The following is a 21,048-nucleotide window of genomic DNA, read 5'->3' as shown; positions in this document are numbered from 1 at the left end:
AGCCAGCAAAAACTGACCAGTCCGGGGTATAAATCATAATTGGCACTGGCTTTACAAGCACCCTGTTGAGTTCTCAAAGAACAACCACACACCGACCAGAAGCCCCACACTCAGTGGAACCCCAACCGGGGCCTTTTCGAACCACATCCCTAACGCTTTCCAGCGCCAGGCACTTTTACTACGTTACCCGCTCGTTTCCGCCGTGTCAAACCGATATTTCGCGATTCGTCGTGCTTCACCCGAGAGTTCGGATAGTCTTGCTTGTTCGAGTCCACGATGACGCACGTCGTTGCCGACGTTCGTTTCTGTCGTGGGAAGCCGCAGACCGGCCGATCACCGCTTCGCGGCTCTCCGCCCGGCTCCTGCCGGCTTCAGAACTCTACCCGGTCGGCTCCGCGTTCGCAACCCCGCATCCGGAGTGTTCCGCACCGCCCGATCTCAGTCTCGCTCGGCGTTGCCGCCACGAGCCTGGCGCCCGTTCTCGGCCGGTTTGTCCGGCCTCCCCCGTGCAGAGAGAAAGTTACGCGGACGGCCCGGAGAAGGCAAATCAGGGTTCATCACTGGTTCCGACGATGAGGACGCGACGGTCCCCGGCGCAGCCGAGGACGCGGGCCGCCTCGACGTGCCAGAGTGTCAGTCATGAATGAGTCCGGGCACGGCGCCATGGTGTTCGCCGAGGAGGCGCTGCTCGGCCTCATCGGGCCGTTCTGGCAGGTGGTGATCGGTGCGGTCGTGCTGGTCGTACTCGTGCTCTCGGTGGGACGTCTGGCCCGACGGGGCAGGTCCCGGATGACCACCGCGCTGCTGGTCACCGCGGCGGCCATCGCCGGGTTCGCGGTGATCGGCGTCCTGCTGGAGGGCTGAGGCTCAGAGCCGGCGGTTGGCCAGGCTGGGCAGCTCGGCGCGGATCGCGTCGAGTCGTTCGAGGTCCAGGTCGACGACGGAGATCCCGGGGCCGTCCGGCACCTGGCCGAGGACCGTCCCCCACGGGTCGACCACCATGCTGCGGCCGAAGCAGGTGCGACCCGGCTCGTGGTCGCCGGTCTGGCCGGCCGCCGCCACGAAACACTGGTTCTCGATCGCCCTGGCCCGCAGCAGGACCTCCCAGTGGTCCCGCCCGGTGTGCATCATGAACGCGGCCGGAACCACCAGCAGCTGCGCGCCCCCATCGGACGCGAGCAGCCGGTACAGCTCCGGGAAGCGCAGGTCGTAGCAGATCGACAGGCCGACCCGCACCCCCTCGACGTCGACCACCACCGGTTGGGCGCCGGGCGCGACACTCGCCGACTCCCGGTAGGAGACCCGACCGGGGATCTCCACGTCGTACAGGTGGATCTTGCGATAGCTCGCGGCCAGGCTGCCGGCACGGTCGAAGACCAGCGAGGTGTTCCAGGTGTGGTCCGGATCGGGGCCGGCCTCGTGGAACGAGCCGGCCACCAGCCAGATCCCGAGCCGCCGGGCGACCCCGGCGAAAAAGCTGCCCACCTCGCCGTCGACCGGCTCCGGTTCGGGCAGCCCTGCGGCGGGACCCAGGTAGTCGACGTACTCCGGGAGGACGGCGAGGTCCGCGCCGCCTGCGGCGGCGCGCTCCAGTAGGGCCTCCGCGGCCGCCAGGTTGGCCTTACGGTCGTCCCGGGCGTTCAGCTGGCAGACGGCGACACGCATGAGCAAAGGGTACGGCTGGAGGGCGCTGACGGACAGCGTCACGGTCTCGGCCGGCGCGGGTGGTCACGGGCGAGCGGCGCCGAACACGATCACGCCGGCCGCTCAGGATCGAACGGCCGGCGTGACGCGGTAAGGATCAGGCGGACTTCTCTTCGCGGTCGCGCCGAGCCCGACGCCCGGTGAACTCACGCGGCACGATCGTCGGGTTGACGTTCTCCAGGACGACCTCGCGGGTGATCAGCACGCGGGCGGCGTCGGGGTTGCTGGGCACCTCGTACATCGCGGAGAGCAGAACCTCCTCGATGATGGCCCGCAGACCACGGGCACCGGTGCCCCGCAGCATCGCCTGATCGGCGATGGCCTCCAACGCCGGCTCGTCGAACTCAAGCTCGACACCGTCCAGCTCGAACAGGCGCTGGTACTGCCGAACCAGGGCGTTGCGCGGCTCCGTGAGGATGCGCACGAGAGCGCTGCGGTCCAGGCTGCGAACGTTGGTGATCACCGGCAGCCGGCCGACGAACTCGGGGATCAGCCCGAACTTGAGCATGTCTTCCGGCATGACCTGGCTGAAGATGTCGTCGGTCGACCGATCGGACACCGACCGGAGCCGGGCACCGAAGCCGGTGCCGCCCTGCCCGGTACGGGACTCGATGATCTGGTCGAGACCGGCGAACGCGCCACCACAGATGAACAGCACGTTCGTGGTGTCGATCTGGATGAACTCCTGATGCGGGTGCTTACGGCCGCCCTGCGGCGGCACGTTGGCCACCGTGCCCTCGAGCATCTTGAGCAGGGCCTGCTGCACGCCCTCACCGGAGACGTCCCGCGTGATCGACGGATTTTCCGACTTGCGGGCGATCTTGTCGACCTCGTCGATGTAGATGATGCCGGTCTCGGCGCGCTTGATGTCGTAGTCGGCGGCCTGGATCAGCTTGAGGAGGATGTTCTCCACGTCCTCGCCCACGTAGCCCGCCTCGGTCAGCGCGGTGGCGTCGGCGATGGCGAACGGCACGTTCAACATCCGGGCGAGGGTCTGCGCCAGGTGGGTCTTGCCACACCCGGTCGGGCCGAGCAACAGGATGTTGGACTTGGCCAGCTCGACGGCGTCACTGCCGGAGCCCGGCGCACCAGCCGCCTCGGCCTGGATCCGCTTGTAGTGGTTGTAGACCGCTACGGCGAGCGCCTTCTTGGCCTGATCCTGACCCACGACGTAGGTGTCGAGGAACTGGCAGATCTCCATCGGCTTGGGAAGCTCTTCCCACTTCACCTCGCCGGACTCGGCCAACTCCTCTTCGATGATCTCGTTGCAGAGATCGATGCACTCGTCGCAGATGTAGACCCCTGGGCCCGCGATGAGCTTCTTGACCTGCTTCTGCGATTTGCCGCAGAAGGAGCATTTCAGTAGGTCGCCGCCGTCACCGATCCGTGCCACCTACGTTCTCCCTGCACTCATCGGCCGGAGACCCGGCCCTGACCTGCGGACGTTGCGCGCCGTCCGGCTTAGTTCGCGCCGCCGGCCGAACCGGCGAAGCGGTACGGACCCGACGTTACCCGCTGGCGGGGCATTCTCCGACCCCCAAAACGGGTGTGTCAGAGGTCGGCCAGGAACGGAGCCCCCGGCCAACCTCTGACCCGATGCTGCTCAGCGGGCGGCGTTGGCCGCCAGCAGACCCTTCTTGCGACTGGTCAGAATCGTGTCGACCAGCCCGTACTCCTTGGACTCCTCGGCCGTCATGATCTTGTCACGGTCGATGTCCTTGCGAACCTGCTCGATCGGGCGGTTGCAGTGGCGGGACAGCATGTCCTCCAGCTGCGTACGCATCCGCAGGATCTCCCGGGCCTGGATCTCGATGTCCGAGCCCTGCCCGTAGCCGCCCTCGGTGGCCGGCTGGTGGATGATGATCCGCGAGTTCGGCAGGGCCATCCGCTTGCCCGGAGTGCCCGCCGAGAGCAGCACTGCCGCCGCACTCGCCGCCTGCCCGAGGCAGACCGTCGAGATGTCCGGACGGACGTACTGCATGGTGTCGTAGATCGCCGTCATGGCGGTGAACGAACCACCCGGCGAGTTGATGTACATGATGATGTCGCGGTCCGGATCGGTGCCCTCGAGCGTCAGCAGCTGGGCCATCACGTCGTTGGCCGACGCGTCGTCCACCTGGACGCCGAGGAAGATGATCCGGTCCTCGAAGAGCTTGTTGTACGGGTTCGACTCCTTGACCCCGTACGACGTGCGCTCGACGAACGACGGCAGCACGTAGCGGTTGTGCACGGCCGCGAACTGGGGCGGCAGGCTCAGATCGGTCATCGTCAGCTCCTCAGCTCAGGGTCCCGGCGCCATCCGGAACCTGTGCGGCCCCGATGATCACCTTGTCGATGAAGCCGTAGTCCATGGCCTCCTGGGCGGTGAACCAACGGTCCCGGTCCGAGTCGGCCTCGATCTGCGACTGGCTCTGGCCGGTGTGGTGCGCGACCCGCTCCTGGAACATCCGCTTCGTGTAGAGCATCTGCTCCGCCTGGATGGCGATGTCGGACGCCGTGCCGCCCAGACCACCGGACGGCTGGTGCATCATGATCCGTGCGTGGGGCAGGGCGTACCGCTTGCCCTTGGTGCCCGCGCAGAGCAGCAGCTGGCCCATCGAGGCAGCCATGCCCATCGCCACGGTCGACACGTCGTTGTCGATGAACTGCATGGTGTCGTAGATCGCCATGCCGGAGTAGACCGAGCCACCCGGCGAGTTGATCCACAGGTTGATGTCGCGGTCCGGGTCCTCCGCGGCGAGCAGCAGCAGCTGCGCGCAGATGCGGTTGGCGACCTGGTCGGTCACCTCACTGCCCAGGAAGATGATGCGCTCCTTGAGCAACCGGTTGTAGACCGAGTCGTCGAGGTTGCCAATGGAGTCGCCACCGCGCGCGTCAATCGCCCGGAGCGACTTCTTGGGGATGTGCATGTCGGTCATGGCAGCCCTTCGCTCTCCGTACCGTCTTTCCCGACACTAACCGCTGTGCGGGGCGGCAGAGTCCCGGTCGGGGCACTGTTCGCTCTCAGCGCAGCTGTGTCGGGCGTACCCGCGGCGCGGGCTTCCGGGCTACCCGGCAGTGCTTGCTGCCCGGGCGTACCCGGCAGTGCCTGCTGCCCGGGCGTACCCGGAAAGGGAAACGGCCGCCGTCCGCCGCTCAGCGGCGGACGGCGGCCGCACCCGACGATCAGTGGTCGTGGTTGTGCTCCGCCTCGTTGGCGGCGCGCAGCGCGTCGAGGGTGATCCCGTTGCCGGCCGAGTCCTTGATCGTGATCTTCTCCATGACGGCCGCGAGCGCCTTGCCCCGCCGCACGTCGCCGAAGACGGCGGCGGCCGCGCCGGAGCGCACCAGCTGGTCGTAGTACTGCTGCGGGGCCATCCCGGCACGCTGCGCCCGGTGCACGATCTCGTGCCCGAACTCGTCGTCGGAGACCTGGACGTCCTCGGCGTCGGCAAGCGTGTCCAGCAGGAGCTGGACCTTGACGCCCTCGGTCGCCGCCTCGGTCAGCTCGGCGTCGATCTGCTCCTCGGTCTTGTCCTCGGCAGCGAGGTACTCCTCCATCGAGGCGCCGATCCGCTCCAGCTGGTCGACCATCGCCTGCTTGCGGCTCTCGACCTCCTCGCGGACGACACCCTCCGGGGCCGGGATCTCGGCGGCCTCGACGAGCTGGGCCAGGGCCTTGTCCCGAGCGGCGTAGATCTGCTCGACCTGCTTGCCCTGGGTGACCCGGTTCCGCAGGTCGCCGCGCAGCTCCTCGATCGTGTCGAACTCGCTCGCCATCTGGGCGAACTCGTCGTTCAGCTCCGGCAGCTCCTTCTCCTTGACCGTGCGCACGGTCACCGCCACCTCGGCGTCCCGACCGGCGAAGTCGCCGCCGACCAGCTGGGTGGTGAAGGTGGTGTCGTCGCCGGCGGCGAGGCCGACCACGGCCTCGTCCAGGCCCGGCAGGAGCTGCTTGCTGCCCACCTCGTGGGAGATGTTGCTCGCCTGGCCGCCCGGCACGTCCTCGCCGTCGACGGTGGCGTTGAGGTCGATCTGGACGTAGTCGCCCTCGGCGGCGGCCCGCTCGACGGTCTTGAGGGTCGCGAAACGCTCCCGCAGGTTCTTCACCTGCTCGTCGATCTCGCTCTCGTCGATCTGCAGCTCGTCGACGGTCACCTCGATGGTGCTCGCGTCCGGGATGGTGATCTCCGGGCGGACGTCGACCTCGGCCGTGAAGTTCAGCGAGTCACCGTCGTTGAACTCGGTGATCTCGACCTCCGGGCGCCCCAGCGTCTTGAGGTCGTGCTCACGCACCGCGGCGAGGATGTTCTCCGGGATGGCCTCCTGGACCGCCTCGTTGAGGACGGTGCCCCGGCCCACCCGCTGGTCGATCACCGCGGTCGGGACCTTGCCCCGGCGGAAGCCCGGAACCTGGACCTGCGAACCGATCTCCCGGTACGCCTTCTTGAGGCTCGGCTCGAGCTCGACGAACGGCACCTCGATGGCGAGCCGCACGCGCGTCGGGCTCAGAGTCTCGACGGTGCTCTTCACAGGCGTACTCCTTGACGGATCTCAGTTGAGTCTGGGCGTGATTCAGCCCATCGAGTGTAGGCGAGCCGGCCTGACGCTCCGGCATCGCCCGGGAGCCGCACTGGGCGGCACCCGGGGCGGCCCGGCCGCGGACGACAGTCGGGGTGGCGGGATTTGAACCCACGGCCCCTCGCTCCCAAAGCGAGTGCGCTACCAAGCTGCGCCACACCCCGTGGCGACGTGCAGTCTATGCCGTCGCCACGCCTCAGTCGGTGCCGGGGCACCAGGCACCCGGACAGAACCCCCGAAAATTACCATTCCACCCCGGACGTGCCGCACCAAGATCCGCACAACGGTGCCCATGATCCGCACAACTTCACGGATGTGGTGGCCTCCACGAGCCGCGAGGCCACTACATCACGGATGTTGTCCGGATCATGGCGGCGCCGTACCGCGGCGCCGGAGACGACACGGCACCGCGGGGGCGGTGGCGCGGTTACGCGTCGGGCACCGGCATTGGGTACGCTAGGGGCGCGTCCTGTTTCGGCGGGATGCACGCGGGCGTAGCTCAATGGTAGAGCTTCAGTCTTCCAAACTGACTACGCGAGTTCGATTCTCGTCGCCCGCTCCAACGCCCTCCGGCCCAGGTCGGAGGGCGCTTTTGTGCGCGGCGGGGTGCCCGGAGCGCGTCCTGCACAACCCCCGCCGCCCACCGGCCGGGCACCGGAAGTGCGATGTTCGCCGATACGGCTCCTGTGCGGGCGACGGCGGATGGCCGAGACTGTGGCGATGTCACCCGATGGTGTGGGCGCCCCGCGCAGGCAGGTCGTCACTGCCGCTCTGCTCATCGCCGCCGGCGTACTCGTCCTCTTCGTGCCGGCGGGTGAGGAGGGCAGGGTTCTCGTGCCCATCAGCGAGGGTCACGGGCTCTCCGCCGTGGACGGGGTCGGCGCGGCGCTGCTGGCGGCGGGTGGCACCTGGCTGGAGGTGCTCGTGGTACGACGTCTGCCACACCTCGCCCTGCCCCCACGAGCCCTGTTCGCACTCGGCCTGCTGGCCGGCCTCGGAGTGGGGCTCCTGGTCGCCTCGGTCTTCTCGGGATTCTTCTGGTGGTGGGCTGTCGGCGCCAGCACGCTGGGCATTGCCGTCCTCGTCCTCCTGCCCCTCACGGCGCGTCGTTGACAAGGACCTGCCGCACCTCGTGCGCGTCACAGGCGGGGTCGACACAGCAAGGCCCAGGTGGACCGCACGGTGGCGGCACCTGGGCCCTCTCGGCGAGGCCGAGGTGCCGTGTCACTTCAGGTGGAACCGTTCGTCGACAGCGAGAGCCGCCAACTGCGGCACGGAGAACGGCAGCTTCGTCAACGCCGGCCGGCTCTCGTCGAGCCGCACGCCCTGGGCCACGAAGACCACCACGCCGTCCGGGTGCCGGTACGCCGACCACTGGTCGAGCCGATCGTCGCTGCCCGCTCGGACCACCACACCGACCCGCGTCGCGCCGACCGTCTCGACCTGGCACTCGCCGCGCATGCCCCAGAATTTCTGGGCCAGGTCGCACGACTCGGTCGGCATCGGGTTGCCGGCTTCGTGCACCTCGACGATCACGCGCCCGGTGCCCTCGCCCTGGGCCACGGCCACTGAGGACATGTAGCTCCACACGTCGACGCCGTTCACCTTCTCCTCGAACTGCGCCTGGTGGGTCCGCAGCGTCCGCTGCTCGGCCGACTGGCTCGGCGGGTCCTCCGGCGCGGTGAAGCCGGCGGGTACGACCGAGACAACCTCACCGAGCAGGTGGACTCCCTGGTCGTACTTGGACCCGGCCCGCGCGGTCCGGTCCTCCTGCGGTTGACCGTTCGGCCCGGTCGGCCACGGCTCCTTGGTGTCCCCCGACGCGTCCGGAGCCAGTGGCCCCTGACCCGCCGGTTGGTAGACGAGGCCGTCCGGAGTGGCGACGGCCGCGAAGCCGGTGACCGCCAGCACGACAGCCGCCGATCCGAGGGACGCCCACACCGCGCGCCGGCGGAACTGCGTCCGCCGAGCCACGCCGAGCGCGGCTGTCGTACTCAATGGTGGTGGCGGGGTTGTGCCCGCCATCTCGCTGCGCAGCCCCTCGCGCAACTCTTCCTCGTTCATCGCTCCCCCATCTCGATCCCGCTGTAGGTGGGTGACAGGAGGCCGCGCAGCGTGTCGAGCCCGCGTGCCGCCTGGCTCTTCACCGTCCCTGGAGAGCACTCCAGCAGCGCCGCGACGTCCTCGATCGACAGGTCCTCCCAGTACCGCAGAACCAGCACGGCCCGTTGGCGCGGTGCGACCCGCGCCAGCGCCTGGAGCAGCACCAGTCGGCTCTCCGGCGAGTCGGGCGGGGCCACCTGCTCGGCATCCTCGCCACCCACCCGTTCACGCCGCCACCAGCCGCGGCGGCGCTCGTCGAGGAAGGTCCGGATCAGGATCTGGCGAAGGTAGCTGTCGAGCACCTCGTGCCGCGAGATCCGGTTCCAGACCCGGTAGAGCTTGACGAACGCGGTCTGGACCAGGTCTTCGGCACGGTGCCAGTCGCCGCACAGCAGGTATGCGGTGCCGCGCATGGCACCGGACCGTGCCGCGAAGTACTCGGCGAACGCCTTGTCGCGATCGCTCATTCAGGCCTCCGATCCCCGTTTCGAGTTAGTCACGCGGGGTCTGGCCCAGGGGGTTGCTCCGGAACTCCCGAACGTGTCACCGGATCAACGAACCTCCACCTTGACAGGTGTCGATCTATGCACTGGTGTAAGGACCAAGCACATCGACGTCCGTCACAGGAGGGCACATGATCGTCCGACGACGGTGGACAGCTGCCGCCACCACAGTGATCCTGTTCAGCGCAGTGTTGTCCCATCCCGGTTCCGGAGCGGCGGCCCCCGCCGCCCCGGCCGCCCCGATCACTCTGAGCGCCACCGAAACCGCAGTGGTCCGAGTCCAGCTCCGCGATCAGGCCCAGCTGGACCGGCTCGTCGCCACCGGCGCGGACCTGGCCAACCGGCCCCGGGCACGGGACGGCCGGATCCTCGCCGACCTGGTGCTCAGCGGGGCGCAGCTCGCCGACCTGACCGCGCAGGGCGCGACGGCCGTGCAGATAGTGCAGCGCGCCGGGGACGGCAGCCGGCACTACGCCGACAGCGTTCGCGCGGCTCAGGCCCGTACCGCCGTCGGACTGCGTACGCCGGCCGCCGGCCAGCGGTCCACCGCCGCCACCGCCGTGGACACCCTCCAGGTGCAGCAGGCGTACTGGTGGACCACCACCGGACAGACGTTCCTACAGGCCCAGGTGGCCACCACCGCCACCGACGACCCGGATGTGGAGATCACCGTCAGTTGGCGGACGGCGGACGGCGCCACCGGCTCGTTCCCGCTGTACCGGTTCGAGGACTCCGGCGAGTACCAGTACCACTACGCGCTCCCCCAGCCGGTGCCGAGCCGACCGGTTCAGCTGAGCGCCACCTCCAGCCTCGGCGGGGTCAGCCGGGCGGTCACGCCGACGCTCTGGCCGAACGCCTCACCGCCGCCGCTGCCGGCCGGCTACCAGAAGGACTTCATCGACGCGTACCTCACGCCGGTGGACATCCAGGCGCGGATCAAGCGGCTGGCCCGCCAGTACCGGGACCTGGTGGACGTGATCGACCTGCCGAACAAGACCCAGGGCTACCGACGCAACGCCGCCGGCTACCTGGGTGACCCGGCGGTGGCAGCCCTGGTGGTCGAGTCGGTCCGCTTCGGCGACCAGAACATGAACGGCGTGCAGGTGCGGACGGTCGACCCGGGCCGGGCGAACCGGCCACTGACCGTCGGCTACCGCGACCGCGTCCTCACCGTGTCACTGGCCACCGACACCGCCGGAAAGACGGTGAGCACCACCGACGAGGTCGCGGCGGCGATCAACGCCCGCCAACCGGACCGGTTCCGGGCCATCGTCGAGGACGGCTCGGCCGGACTGCCCATGCCCCTCGCCGGCCCCACCCGACTCGACGACGGCCTCCAGGGGACCGAGGTCCCGGCGCGGCCGTGGACGGTGCAGGCGCTGCGCCTCGGCGTACACCGGGACGGCTCCCGGGTGGGGGTGCTCGCGTACTCCCAGGAACACGCCCGGGAGTGGGCCACCCCGCTGGTGACGCTGGAGTTCGCCGAACGGATGCTGGCGAACGCCCGGACCGACCCGGCCACCCGTGAGCTGCTGGAGCAGGTCGACATCTTCGTCATCCCGATGGTCAACCCGGACGGTGCGAACTACTCGTTCAACGACTTCAACATGCAGCGCAAGAACCTCGTCAACCACTGCACCGGGGCGGCCCGCGACCCGAAGAACCGCACCTCGTGGGGCGTCGACATCAACCGCAACTACACCGTCGGGTCGTACTTCGACGGGTACGTGGGCGCCAGCGCCAACTGCCTGTCCGGTACCTACGCGGGCACCGCCGAACTGTCCGAGGCGGAGAGCCGCAACGTGATCGCGCTCGCCGAAAACCACCCGAACATCAAGTTCGCGATGAACGTGCACTCCTACGGCGGGTACTTCATGTGGCCGCCGGGGGCGTACCGGGCCGACGGTCGGGTCACCCTGCCGCGACCGTCGATCGACGAGTCGACGCTGTTCCTCAACAGCGCCCGGCGGATCGTCGGCGCCATCGCCCAGGAGCGCGGCACCGTCACCTGGCCGTCACAGACCGGACCGGTCGCCGACGTGCTCTACTCCGCCGCCGGCAACTCGGCCGACCAGCTCTACTACGAGCTGGGCATCTTCGCCTGGGACTTCGAGGTCGGCAACGACCGGTGGAACCCGGCGACCAACCAGTGGGAGGGCGTCGGCTTCCAGCCGCCGTTCGACGAGGCGCACGGCGAGTCCCAGGAGTACGCCGGCGGGCTGGTGGAGATGGTCCGGGTGGCCCGCGACTACGCCGCCGCCGAATCCGCCGGCTGATCCCTCAGCGGTGCCGCGTCCACTCGTCGGGGCGCGGCACCGCTGGCCGAATTTCACCCGTTTCCACCGGGTACCCGGTGGGTAGGGCCCGTCCATGGACACGAACACCACTGCCCACCTGGTAGGTGGCCCCCAAGACGGCAGCACCCACGAGACCGGCAACGAGGCACTCGTCGAGGTGAAGATCGACGGCCTGATGCACCGCTACATCAAGACCACCAAGCAGCACGACGATGGTCGACCGCTCTACAACTACGACGGGGCGGTCGCCCCGGACGGCGGCGAGCCCGGCGTCGAGGATCCGGCCGCCCGGGTCGCGTCGCCCCGAGCCGACGCCGAAGGGCACGGCGGCACCCACTGACCGCCGCACCATCGGGATCACGCAAGCCCACGAAGGCCGTACCGGCCGGCCACGGATGAACCGCGGCCGGCCGGGTAAGCGGCGACCTTGCCTGGTGGGGAGACGACCGGGTGCACGGGTGGGCGGTCCTGGACCGGCCCACCCGTGCACGCCCGGTCAGTTCGAGGAGATCCAGTTCCAGGCCGAGACGACCCACTCGGTCTGCTGGAGCCACGCCACCCCCAAGCCGGCGAGGAACACCGCCGTCGCCAGGTGGGCACCTCGGGCGGTGCGCCGGACCCGACCCAGTTGCCGCTCCAGCACCACCCGGCCGACCAGCCGGAACAGGGCGAACAGGCCGACCGCCACCAGCAGGCTGAGCACCAGCACCAGCAGCGGCCCGCTCAGGTCACCCTGGCCGGACAGCGCCCAGATCCCCCAGCACACGAACGCGAAGAGGCCGGCCGCCGCGCTCCACTCACCGCCTCGACGCAGTTGCGCCATCCGCGAGCTCAGCGAGCGGCGGGGCACTGGTTCACCGGGCCAACCAGTGCCGGTCGGCTCCTGCTCGACCACCGGGAACGGCTCCGTCCGCGGGGTGCGCGGCTCTCCCACCGGAGCGACCCCCCGGCGGAACCCGTCACGCTGCGGCGGCACCCCGACGCCGGCCTGCGGTGGCACCTCCACGGTCCGCTCCGCCCACGGCTGCGTCTGGTCTGCCATCTCGTCCTCCCCCTGACCGACGGCACAGCACCGCCTGGATTCGAGGGTAGCCAGCCGGCAAATCGGTCGCCGACCCCGGCCGGGACGCGAGGCCCCGCGACCGTGCCGGATCAAACCCCCGCAGGGTACGGTCGGCTGATGGGTGACCCCGACCGACGACGGCGACGGCTACGCCACCACGGCGACACCGAGACGGCCAGACCGGGTGCCGACGCTCCGACGGTCAGCACCCCGGGCGTGCATGACGGCGACGGCCCGCCGCCGCGACGCAGGAGCACGGGCGGCGACGAGCGCGACGGCGAGCGAGGGCTGCGCGGGTTGGTCGGTTCCGGCTCGTCCCAGGTGGGGCTGAGCGCCGCGCTACGGGCCCGGGACGCCGCCCGCCCCACCGACGACGACCTGGCCGAGGCGGAGGCCCGGGTGGTGGTCGTCCGGCGGAACTGGGTGCCCCGCGAGGAGTTGCCCCGCTCGCCGCGCTAGTCGCCGCACGGTCAGGGCAGGTCGGGCAGCTTCCGGGTCCGCTCGTACTCGGCAACCTGGGCGATCCGCCGAGCGTGCCGCTCGTTGCCGGAGAACGGGGTGTTCAGGAACGCCTCGACGATGCCGGTCGCCTCGTCCAACGTGTGTTGACGGGCACCGATGGCGACCACGTTCGCGTCGTTGTGCTGACGGGCCAACTGAGCGGTCTCGACGCTCCAGGCCAGCGCGGCGCGGACGCCAGCGACCTTGTTCGCGGCGATCTGCTCACCGTTGCCGGAGCCACCGATGACCACGCCGAGACCCGTCTCGTCGGCCACCACCTGATCGCCCGTGTGCAGGCAGAACGTGGGGTAGTCGTCGTCCGGGTCGTAGCCGTGCGGGCCGACGTCGACCACCTCGTACCCCTGCATGGCCAGGTGGTTGGCCAGGTGCACCTTCAACTCGAAACCGGCATGATCGGATCCCAGGTAGACGCGCATACCGGGCAGTCTGTCAGGCCGCGCTCGGGGACGTCACTGGGGCGGCGTCCCCGAGCCGGGTTCGTCACACGGTCGTGGGGATGGCGCTCAACGCGGCAGCTCGGCGACGACCAGACCGCCGCGCGCCTTCGGGGTGAACCAGGTGCTCTTGCGGGGCATCTTCTCCCTGGCCAGGTTGACCGCGACGAAGTCCGCCACGGTCACCGGCGCGATCAGGATGGCCAGCTCGGCCCGCCCGGCGTCGACCTCACCGGTGAGCCAGCTCGCCGGGTAGTCACCGCCGACGTAGGTGATCCGCTTGTCGCCCGGGTCCAGACCGAGAGCGTCGCGCAGCACCAGCCGCTCGACCAGGGCGTGGTCCAGGTTTTCCAGGCGGGCGGAGGCGGTGGCGGGCAGGCGCACCGCGTACCCCTGGCCGTCGAGGCGGAGGTGCACGGTGCCGCCGGCCTCCGGGACCTCGACCGGGCCATCGATCGGCGCGACCTCGGCGCCCGCGGCCCGCAGCCGGTCGAGCAGCTCGGCCGGGGTGGTGGTCAGCTCGCTGACCAGCCGGTTGTACGGCTGGATGGCCACCGACGCGGGGGTGGTGACCACGGCCAGGAAGCGCGACAGCCCCCCGGTCTGGGCGGCCAGGCTGCGGTGGTTGCCGTCCGCGACGACCAGATCCCCGCCGCCGGCGAGAGCGGTCAGCGTGGCCTGCTCCGGGCCGGGGCCGAGCAGCCAGATGGCGTGCGTGCGCCCCGCCTGGTCGGTGTCCGTCGCGGCGGGCGCGCCGGCCGTGTCGGTCGCCGCCGCGAGCGCGGCGTGCAGCTCGTCGCCACGCCCGGTCTGGAGCAGGAGTACGGGTGAGAGCAGGTGGCCCAGCGCCTCGGCCAGCGCCACCCGCTCGCGCACCTTGGCGATGAAGACGTCCTCGTTGCGGATGACCAGGCCCGGCTCGTCCGCCCGGGTGGAGATCTGGTCGGTGTCCACCATCGCGAACAGACCGTACGCCGGCTCCTCGCCGGGTGCGCTGATCCGGTAGAGCACCACCACCTGCTCGGCGGGGGTGTAACTGCCGTCGGCCTTGGCCTCGGCGAGGCGGGCCACCGCGTCCGGCAGCGCGTCGAGGAACGACTTGCCCAGGCTCTGCGGGGCGCGGTGCGGCATCTCGATGCCGAGAGCGCTGTGCGGGTTCGACTCGATGATCGCGGTGATCTCCGCGTCGTCGGCGAACTCGTCGTAGTTTTGCGCACCGGTGCCGCCAGTGGTGACCCAGGCCCGGGTGATCGGATGCACGACCGTCATGCCCACTGACGCTACCGGCGACGGTGTCGCCGCCGACGGGGACCCGCGGGGCGTCCACCAGATGAAAGCGCCGGGTCGGGCCCGGCTGGTCAGCCGGCGCGGCCGGAGGTGCCCCGGCGGTGCCGACCCGCGCTCGCCGGCCCACCGTTGCCGCGTCGACCGCTCCCGATCGGCCCGGTGTTCACGGCGCGGCGGGGCGACGCGGGTGGCCCCGGCACGGGACGGTCCGGGGGCGGCGTCGGCACGGGCCGCGGGCTCAGCGGCGGCGTCGGCACCGGGCGCGGAGGAGCCGGCGCCGGCGGCGGGGGTGCCGGTTCGGCCGGTGCCGCTCCCGCCGGCACCAGGGCCGGCGCGGCGGTCGGCACGGCATCGACGGGCGACGGCAGCGGGTCGACCGACGCGGGCGGGGTGAGCCGGGAGGTCACCGGGACCCGCGCCACGCCCACCACGATGGGCGGCGCGAGCAGATCCACCAGGTGGGCGGGTAGGTCCGGGCGGACCGTCGGCCAGCGGGAGTCGTCAACGGACCAGTAGTCCGTACCGGGAGTCTCGATCACCCCCTGCCGGGTCAACTGATCGTCACCGGACGCACGGTGCTTGGCCATCGGGATTTGCCTCCACGAACTGCGGCGTGCGGCCCTGCGGGTCGCTGCGGCGGACACCGAGGGAAACGACGCCCCCCGCCTCCCGGTGACGCCACACCCGTGCGCCGACCTCGGCACCCGACCCGAAACGCCCCCGTCCGCGCAGCTGACGAAGCATGGACGGGGGCGTCGTGGTCGTCGCTCAGTCGAAGATCGGGCCCTGCTCGCGGGTGCGCTTGAGCTCGTAGAAGCCCGGGGTGCCGGCGACCAGCAGCACGCCGTCCCAGAGTCGGCCAGCGGCCTCCCCCTTCGGAGCCGGAGTGATCACCGGGCCGAAGAACGCGACCGGGGCGCCGTCCGGGCCGGGCGCGTGCACGACCGGCGTGCCCACGTCCTGCCCGACCGGACGCATGCCCGCCTCGTGGCTGGCCCGCAGCGCCTCGTCGTAGTCGGTGCTGTCGGCGGCCGCGGCCAGCGCCGGGTCGAGGCCGGCATCGGTGAGCGCGGCGACGTACAGCTCCGGACCCCGCTCCTGCTTCTGCAGGTGGATCCGGGTGCCGAGCGCGGTGTAGAGCGGGCGCAGCGCGTCAGTGCCGTAGCGCTGCTCGGCGGCGATGCAGACCCGCACCGGGCCCCAGGCGGTCTTCAGGAACTCCTTGTAGTCCTCGGGCAGCTCGTCGCGGCCGTCGTTGAGCACGGCCAGGCTCATCACGTGGAAGCGGATGTCCACGTCCCGGACCTGCTCGACCTCCAAGAGCCAGCGGGAGGTGATCCACGCCCACGGGCAGGCCGGGTCGAACCACATGTCGGCGGTGACACGATCGGTCACGGTGAGGTCCCTTCGCGACGGGTGGCGCCGACGGTCGGCGTCTGAGGAAATCTTCACCCCGCAGCGCATCGACCGGCACCCGAATGAGAGCGTGACCTCGGCCACCGCGGGCTGCCCGTACATGGAAGACTCGAATCGGGCCGGCCGTCACGAGCGGTAGGCGAACGGGCGCCGCCGGGCGTACGGCGACATGTGGGATGGAGACGAACAGTGCCGGGAGTGCGCAACCTGACGCAGGTCGAGGCGACCGAGCGGGCACGCCTGCTCAACGTGACGGGGTATGACATCAGTCTGGACCTGTCCACCGCCGTGCTGGCGGCCGACGGCCGCACGTTCAGGTCGACGACCGAGGTTCGGTTCCGCTGCTCCGAACCGGGCGCGAGCACATTCATCGAGTTGGCCGCCGAGTCGGTGCGGTCCGCGACGCTGAACGGCACGCCCGTCGACCTCTCCGACTGGTCCGCCGAGAAGGGCCTGACCCTGTCCGGGTTGGACGGCGACAACGTCCTGGTGGTCGACGCCGACTTCGGTTACTCCAACAGCGGTCAGGGTCTGCACCGGACCGTCGACCCGGTGGACGGCGAGACGTACCTCTACAGCCAGTTCGAGACGGCCGACGCGCAGCGGGTGTTCGCCTGCTTCGACCAGCCCGACCTGAAGAGCGTCTACACCTGGCACGTCACCGTGCCGGCGCACTGGCGGGCGGTGTCCAACATGCCTGTGCAGCGCGAGGAGCCGGCGGGTGAGGCGCTCAAGACGCTGCACTTCACCGAGTCGCCCCGGATGAGCACCTACATCACGGCGATGTGCGCCGGGCCGTATCACGAGGTGCGCGACGCTCACGACGGCATCGACCTGGGGGTGTTCTGCCGGGCGTCGATGGCACAGTACCTGGACTCCGACGACCTGTTCCTGATCACCAAGCAGGGCTTCGACTTCTTCCACGAGAAGTTCGCCGTGCGCTACCCGCTGCCCAAGTACGACCAGCTGTGGGTGCCCGACTTCAACGCCGGCGCGATGGAGAACTTCGGCTGCGTGACGCACGCCGAGTCCCACTACCTGTTCCGCTCGCAGGTCACCGACTTCGAGTACGAGCAGCGGGCCAACACGATCCTGCACGAGCTGGCCCACATGTGGTTCGGTGACCTGGTCACCATGCGCTGGTGGAACGACCTGTGGCTGAACGAGTCGTTCGCCGAGTGGGCCAGCCACTGGTGCAACACCAACGCGACCCGGTTCACCGAGGCGTGGACGACCTTCCTGTCCATCCGGAAGAACTGGGGCTACCGGCAGGACCAGCTCTCCTCCACCCACCCGGTCTACACCGAGATGCCGGACATGGAGGCCGTGGAGGTCAACTTCGACGGCATCACCTACGCCAAGGGCGCGAGCGTGCTCAAGCAGCTCGTCGCGTACGTGGGCGAGGAGCCGTTCGTGGCCGGGCTGCGGGCCTACTTCGGCAAGCACGCCTGGGGCAACGCCACCTTCGACGACCTGCTCACCGAGCTGGAGGCCGCATCCGGGCGGGAGCTGCGCAAGTTCGCCGCGCAGTGGTTGGAGACCGCACAGGTCAACACGCTGCGGCCGGAGGTGACCATCGGCGCGGACGGCACGTACGAGCAGGTGCTGGTGCGGCAGGAGGCGCCGGCGGCGTACCCGACGCTGCGGACGCACCGGATCGGCGTGGGCCTGTACGACCTGACCGATGGGCGGCTGGTCCGTCGGGAGCGGTACGAGGTCGACGTGACTGGCGAGCACACCGACCTCGCCCCGCTACGTGGCGTCCGGGCGGCCGACGTGTTGCTGCTCAACGACGACGACCTCAGCTACACCAAGCTGCGCCTCGACGAGCGCTCGATGGCGACCGTGGTGCAGCACATCGGTGGCTTCGACTCGTCGCTGGCCCGCGCACTGTGCTGGACCGCCGCGTGGGACATGATCCGCGACGCCGAGTTGTCCGCCCGCGACTACGTGGCGCTGACGCTGAGCGGGCTGCCCGCGGAGACCGACATCAACCTGGTCACCGCCACCCTGCGGCAGGCGACCACCGCGCTCACCCTGTACGCCGACCCGGCCTGGGCACCGACCGGCTGGGCCGACCTGGCCCGTACCGCCCGCGACGCACTCGCCGCCGCCGAGCCCGGCAGCGGCTTCCAGTTGGCCTGGGCCCGTGCGTTCACCTCAGCGGTCCGCTCCGAGGAAGACCTGGCGACGCTGCGCGGTTGGCTGGACGGCTCTGGCGTGCCGGCCGGGCTGACCATCGACACCGAGCTGCGCTGGTCGGTCCTCGCCGCGCTGGTGGCCAACGGTGCCGCCGGCGCCGCCGAGATCGAGGCGGAGCTGAGCGGTGACCGCACGGCCAGCGGCGAGCGGGAGGCCGCGTACGCGCACGCGTTGATTCCGACGGCCGAGAACAAGGCCGCCGTGTGGGCCCTGCTCACCGGCCCGGACGCGCTGCCCAACTGGCGGCACCGGGCGCTGTTGCAGGGCTTCGCCCACCCGACGCAGGTGGAGCTGGTCGCCCCGTACCGGGAGCGCTACTTCGCGGCGGTCGCGCAGGTGTGGGCCACCCGGGACAGCGAGCCGGCACAGGAGTTCGCCCAGCTGGCGTATCCGACCTACCTGGTGGAGGACGACACGGTGGCGGCCACCGACGCGTGGCTGGCCGGTGACGGGCACCCCGCCCCGCTGCGTCGGCTGGTGGCCGAGGGCCGCGACGGCGTGGTGCGGGCGCTGAAGGCCCGCGCGAAGGACGCCCAGAGCGCCTGAGCAGGATTGTCCGGCCCGGGGCCGGCGTGGGCGTGAGCCCGCGCCGGCCCCGGCCTGTCAGTTGGGAAGATCGTGCTCGAACAGGGAAATAGGGGCCTCAGCCGCAGCTGAGACCCCTATTTCCTGGTTCGAGCACGATCATCGCGCCTGTCCGCACGTCGTCTGTGCAGCTCAGCCCTTGCCGGCGTGGCTGGCGAGCTGGTCGAGGCCGTTGATGATGCCGCCGGCCAGGTCACCGCCGCTGAACGCGCCGACCATGGAGAGCGCGGCCAGCTTGGCGTACGTGTCGGGGATGCGCTTGCGGGCGTACCGCCCGGTGATGATCTCCAGCTGACGCTGGTTGGGCGACACGGCGATCAGCACCGACTTGTCGGGCTCGGCGAGCTGACGGTGCAGCCGCTGGGCGTGCTCGCGGATCGGCTCGTCGAGACCGCCGACGAAGACCGAGAAGACCAGGCCGGTGCCCTTGTCGGCCAGGCGCAACGCCTCGTCGATGCGCAGCAGCTGGCGGGTCGAGAACGGCCCGTCGAGCACCTCGGGCGGATTTTCCGACCCGGTCTGCTTCTCACCAACGGTCACTTGCGCCTCCGGTTCCACCGGCCGGCGCCTCGACGCTGGCCTGCTCAAGCTTGTGGCTGGTCAGCGCGGGCGCCTGCGCCCCCGCCGTCAGCGCGGTGCCGGCCGAGTCGGCCAGCTGCTCCGGGCGGCCCAGAAACCAGACCGGAGTGAAGTCGAAGGGCCGGCCCGGACGGTAGCGCTTGGCGCCACCGCCACCGCCGGTGGCACCCCCGCGGCTACCGGCGTACGACAGGCCGGCGATGACCAGCACCGCGGCCAACGGGATGCCGACGAAGACCAGCAACGTCTCGGTAACAGACAATCCCAACGCCCCCAGGCGGAAGAAGGACGACCTCGAACAACCGGGTCGGATGGACGCTCACGCTGCCGACCGCCCGACTCCGTCGCCATTCACGTTAGCGGAGTCGACGGCCCGCCAGATTGCGGGGTGCCGATCCCATCCGTCACTGGAGTTCTCCAGTTGCGCAGCGGTAGCGATAAGCCGCGCGTCGTCGCCGTACCGGCCGGTGAGAAGCACCCCGACGGGCAGGCCGTCGGTCGTGGTGCCCAGCGGCAGCGAGACGGAGGGATCACCTGTGACGTTGAAGATGGCGCAGTAGGGCGAGAACCGGCGTTGCCGGTCGAAGTCGGCGGCCGGGTCCGCATCGGCGGTGAACCAGCCGACCGGTGCCTGCGGGGCGGCCAGGGTGGGACAGAGGAGCAGGTCGCAGCCGGCGGTGCGACGGGCACCGAGGCGCACCTGGGCCTGCAACTCACCGAGGGTGGCGGCCAGGGTGCCAGCGGAGAGCTCGGCGCCCCGGGCCCGGAGCAGCCGGGTCAACGGCAGCAGCTCCACCTCCCGCTGCGGCGGCACCGGGGCGAGCGCCAACACGTACCAGATGATCTCGAACAGCGGCCACGCCGCCGGCCCGAGCGGCGGCGGCACCTCGACCACCTCGTGGCCGGCCGCCGTGAGCAGCGCGGCGGCCCGGTCCACGGCGGCCACGCAGTCGGGGTGCACCGGTTCGTCGGCGAGCATCGGCGTGGTGAATCGGCCGATCCGCAGCGGGCCGGGCTCGGCCCGGCGCGCGACGGCCAGGTAGCCGCCGGGCGGCGCGGGCGGCGGCAGGTAGGGCTCGCCGGGCACCGGGACGGCCATGACGTCGAGCAGCGCGGCGACGTCGGTGACCGTCCGCCCGAGCGGGCCGCTGGTGGGCAGGCCGAACGCGCCGGAGCCGATCGGCCCGCCGGAGACGAGGCCCCGGCTGGGCTTGTAGCCGACCAGGCCGCAGAGCGACGCCGGGATGCGCAGCGAACCACCGCCGTCGGACCCCTGGGCGACCGGGACCAGCCCGGCCGCGACCGCCGCCGCCGCGCCGCCGCTGGACCCGCCGGCGGTGTACGCCAGCTGCCACGGGTTGCGGGCCGGCGGCGCGACCCGGCCCTCCGAGTAGAGCGAACAGCCCAGTTCGGAGGTGGTCGTCTTGCCGAGGCTGACCAGACCGGCGGCCTTGATGAAGCGGACCACGTCGGCGTCGACCGGCGGGACGAAGTCGAGGAAGGCGGCCGAACCGAAGGTGGTGCGTACCCCGGCGGTGAGGGTCAGGTCCTTGATCGCGGTCGGCACGCCGTGCAGCGGGCCGCGCTCCTCGATCGGCACCGCGTCGGCGGCACGTGCGGCCTGTCGGGCCAGGTCCGGTGTGACGGTGACGAACGCGCCCACGGTGTCGCCGAGCGCCGCCACCCGGCGCAGGGAATGGTCGACCAGGTCGACGCTGGACAGCTCGCCGCGGGTCATCGCGGCGGCCTGCTCCAACGCGGTCAGGTCGTGCGGCTCGGCCATGCCGCCATCC

At 70.7% G+C, this 21,048-nt stretch carries 21 protein-coding genes and 2 tRNA genes; 7 read left to right on the top strand and 16 right to left on the bottom strand.

The window, feature by feature from the left end; genetic code table 11:
* Positions 1-639: 639 nt before the first annotated feature.
* On the top strand, positions 640-864 hold the full coding sequence (locus ACIBD9_RS27475; RefSeq protein WP_396721974.1) for a hypothetical protein: 225 nt from the start codon (positions 640-642) through the stop codon (positions 862-864).
* A gap of 3 nt (positions 865-867) precedes the next feature.
* Here ACIBD9_RS27475 and ACIBD9_RS27470 read toward each other — a convergent pair whose 3' ends face one another.
* The 6 genes from ACIBD9_RS27470 to ACIBD9_RS27445 form a co-directional block, all read right to left on the bottom strand.
* Positions 868-1,665 carry a carbon-nitrogen hydrolase family protein gene (locus ACIBD9_RS27470; protein WP_396721972.1) on the bottom strand — a complete coding sequence of 266 codons (798 nt, stop codon included), beginning with the start codon at positions 1,663-1,665 and terminating at the stop codon, positions 868-870.
* A 136-nt stretch (positions 1,666-1,801) separates the two neighbouring features.
* A complete protein-coding gene (clpX, locus tag ACIBD9_RS27465; RefSeq protein WP_112676080.1) occupies positions 1,802-3,097 on the bottom strand; it encodes an ATP-dependent Clp protease ATP-binding subunit ClpX in 1,296 nt (431 codons plus the stop codon).
* A gap of 210 nt (positions 3,098-3,307) precedes the next feature.
* A complete protein-coding gene (locus tag ACIBD9_RS27460; protein WP_030333536.1) occupies positions 3,308-3,970 on the bottom strand; it encodes an ATP-dependent Clp protease proteolytic subunit in 663 nt (220 codons plus the stop codon).
* Between the two features lie 10 nt (positions 3,971-3,980).
* Positions 3,981-4,622: an ATP-dependent Clp protease proteolytic subunit gene (locus ACIBD9_RS27455; protein ID WP_007464111.1), complete on the bottom strand. Its 642-nt coding sequence runs from the start codon at positions 4,620-4,622 to the stop codon at positions 3,981-3,983.
* 247 nt (positions 4,623-4,869) lie between these two features.
* Positions 4,870-6,216: a trigger factor gene (gene tig, locus ACIBD9_RS27450; RefSeq protein WP_091405381.1), complete on the bottom strand. Its 1,347-nt coding sequence runs from the start codon at positions 6,214-6,216 to the stop codon at positions 4,870-4,872.
* A 138-nt stretch (positions 6,217-6,354) separates the two neighbouring features.
* Positions 6,355-6,428 (bottom strand) — tRNA-Pro (locus ACIBD9_RS27445).
* 324 nt (positions 6,429-6,752) lie between these two features.
* Between ACIBD9_RS27445 and ACIBD9_RS27440 the strand changes: the two genes are divergently transcribed.
* Both ACIBD9_RS27440 and ACIBD9_RS27435 read left to right on the top strand, forming a co-directional pair.
* Positions 6,753-6,826, top strand: a tRNA-Gly gene (locus ACIBD9_RS27440).
* Positions 6,827-6,984: 158 nt separating this feature from the next.
* On the top strand, positions 6,985-7,377 hold the full coding sequence (locus ACIBD9_RS27435; RefSeq protein WP_396721970.1) for a hypothetical protein: 393 nt from the start codon (positions 6,985-6,987) through the stop codon (positions 7,375-7,377).
* Between the two features lie 111 nt (positions 7,378-7,488).
* Here ACIBD9_RS27435 and ACIBD9_RS27430 read toward each other — a convergent pair whose 3' ends face one another.
* Both ACIBD9_RS27430 and ACIBD9_RS27425 read right to left on the bottom strand, forming a co-directional pair.
* Positions 7,489-8,328 (bottom strand): hypothetical protein, encoded by an 840-nt coding sequence (locus ACIBD9_RS27430; protein ID WP_396721968.1) that lies wholly within the window; start codon positions 8,326-8,328, stop codon positions 7,489-7,491.
* Positions 8,325-8,834 (bottom strand): SigE family RNA polymerase sigma factor, encoded by a 510-nt coding sequence (locus tag ACIBD9_RS27425; RefSeq protein WP_396721966.1) that lies wholly within the window; start codon positions 8,832-8,834, stop codon positions 8,325-8,327. Before ACIBD9_RS27425 ends, ACIBD9_RS27430 begins: the two co-directional genes overlap by 4 nt.
* Before the next feature lie 167 nt (positions 8,835-9,001).
* Between ACIBD9_RS27425 and ACIBD9_RS27420 the strand changes: the two genes are divergently transcribed.
* Together ACIBD9_RS27420 and ACIBD9_RS27415 are read left to right on the top strand one after the other, a co-directional pair.
* On the top strand, positions 9,002-11,146 hold the full coding sequence (locus ACIBD9_RS27420; protein ID WP_396721964.1) for a M14 family zinc carboxypeptidase: 2,145 nt from the start codon (positions 9,002-9,004) through the stop codon (positions 11,144-11,146).
* A gap of 94 nt (positions 11,147-11,240) precedes the next feature.
* Positions 11,241-11,507 (top strand): hypothetical protein, encoded by a 267-nt coding sequence (locus ACIBD9_RS27415; protein ID WP_396721962.1) that lies wholly within the window; start codon positions 11,241-11,243, stop codon positions 11,505-11,507.
* Positions 11,508-11,663: 156 nt separating this feature from the next.
* Here the strand turns inward: ACIBD9_RS27415 and ACIBD9_RS27410 are convergent, their stop codons facing one another.
* Entirely contained in the window at positions 11,664-12,209 is a 546-nt protein-coding gene (locus tag ACIBD9_RS27410; RefSeq protein WP_387177021.1) for a hypothetical protein, read from the bottom strand.
* A gap of 138 nt (positions 12,210-12,347) precedes the next feature.
* Between ACIBD9_RS27410 and ACIBD9_RS27405 the strand changes: the two genes are divergently transcribed.
* Positions 12,348-12,689 carry a hypothetical protein gene (locus ACIBD9_RS27405; RefSeq protein ID WP_396721960.1) on the top strand — a complete coding sequence of 114 codons (342 nt, stop codon included), beginning with the start codon at positions 12,348-12,350 and terminating at the stop codon, positions 12,687-12,689.
* Between the two features lie 11 nt (positions 12,690-12,700).
* Here ACIBD9_RS27405 and ACIBD9_RS27400 read toward each other — a convergent pair whose 3' ends face one another.
* The 4 genes from ACIBD9_RS27400 to ACIBD9_RS27385 form a co-directional block, all read right to left on the bottom strand.
* Positions 12,701-13,168 carry a ribose-5-phosphate isomerase gene (locus ACIBD9_RS27400; protein ID WP_238658372.1) on the bottom strand — a complete coding sequence of 156 codons (468 nt, stop codon included), beginning with the start codon at positions 13,166-13,168 and terminating at the stop codon, positions 12,701-12,703.
* Positions 13,169-13,255: 87 nt separating this feature from the next.
* Positions 13,256-14,455, bottom strand: coding sequence for a DUF1015 family protein (locus ACIBD9_RS27395; RefSeq protein WP_396721958.1), 1,200 nt, complete (start codon positions 14,453-14,455; stop codon positions 13,256-13,258).
* A gap of 89 nt (positions 14,456-14,544) precedes the next feature.
* The gene (locus ACIBD9_RS27390) at positions 14,545-15,060 is read right to left on the bottom strand and encodes a hypothetical protein (RefSeq protein ID WP_396721956.1); all 516 of its coding nucleotides are present in this window, start codon (positions 15,058-15,060) and stop codon (positions 14,545-14,547) included.
* Positions 15,061-15,241: 181 nt separating this feature from the next.
* Positions 15,242-15,868 (bottom strand): disulfide bond formation protein DsbA, encoded by a 627-nt coding sequence (locus ACIBD9_RS27385; protein ID WP_396721955.1) that lies wholly within the window; start codon positions 15,866-15,868, stop codon positions 15,242-15,244.
* 219 nt (positions 15,869-16,087) lie between these two features.
* Between ACIBD9_RS27385 and pepN the strand changes: the two genes are divergently transcribed.
* Positions 16,088-18,637: an aminopeptidase N gene (pepN, locus tag ACIBD9_RS27380; protein ID WP_396721953.1), complete on the top strand. Its 2,550-nt coding sequence runs from the start codon at positions 16,088-16,090 to the stop codon at positions 18,635-18,637.
* Between the two features lie 171 nt (positions 18,638-18,808).
* On the opposite strand, the gene ACIBD9_RS27375 is transcribed toward pepN, so the two are convergent.
* The 3 genes from ACIBD9_RS27375 to ACIBD9_RS27365 all read right to left on the bottom strand — a co-directional run bounded on the left by ACIBD9_RS27375 (position 18,809) and on the right by ACIBD9_RS27365 (position 21,038).
* Positions 18,809-19,216, bottom strand: coding sequence for a DUF5130 family protein (locus tag ACIBD9_RS27375; RefSeq protein ID WP_091405419.1), 408 nt, complete (start codon positions 19,214-19,216; stop codon positions 18,809-18,811).
* On the bottom strand, positions 19,203-19,499 hold the full coding sequence (locus ACIBD9_RS27370) for a hypothetical protein (RefSeq protein ID WP_112584149.1): 297 nt from the start codon (positions 19,497-19,499) through the stop codon (positions 19,203-19,205). Before ACIBD9_RS27370 ends, ACIBD9_RS27375 begins: the two co-directional genes overlap by 14 nt.
* Before the next feature lie 75 nt (positions 19,500-19,574).
* A complete protein-coding gene (locus ACIBD9_RS27365; RefSeq protein ID WP_396721951.1) occupies positions 19,575-21,038 on the bottom strand; it encodes an amidase in 1,464 nt (487 codons plus the stop codon).
* Between the last annotated feature and the right edge of the window lie 10 nt (positions 21,039-21,048).

This window comes from Micromonospora sp. NPDC050784 (genome assembly GCF_044456765.1).
GTDB lineage: Bacteria > Actinomycetota > Actinomycetes > Mycobacteriales > Micromonosporaceae > Micromonospora > Micromonospora foliorum.
This window is presented reverse-complemented; position numbering and strand designations above follow the sequence as displayed.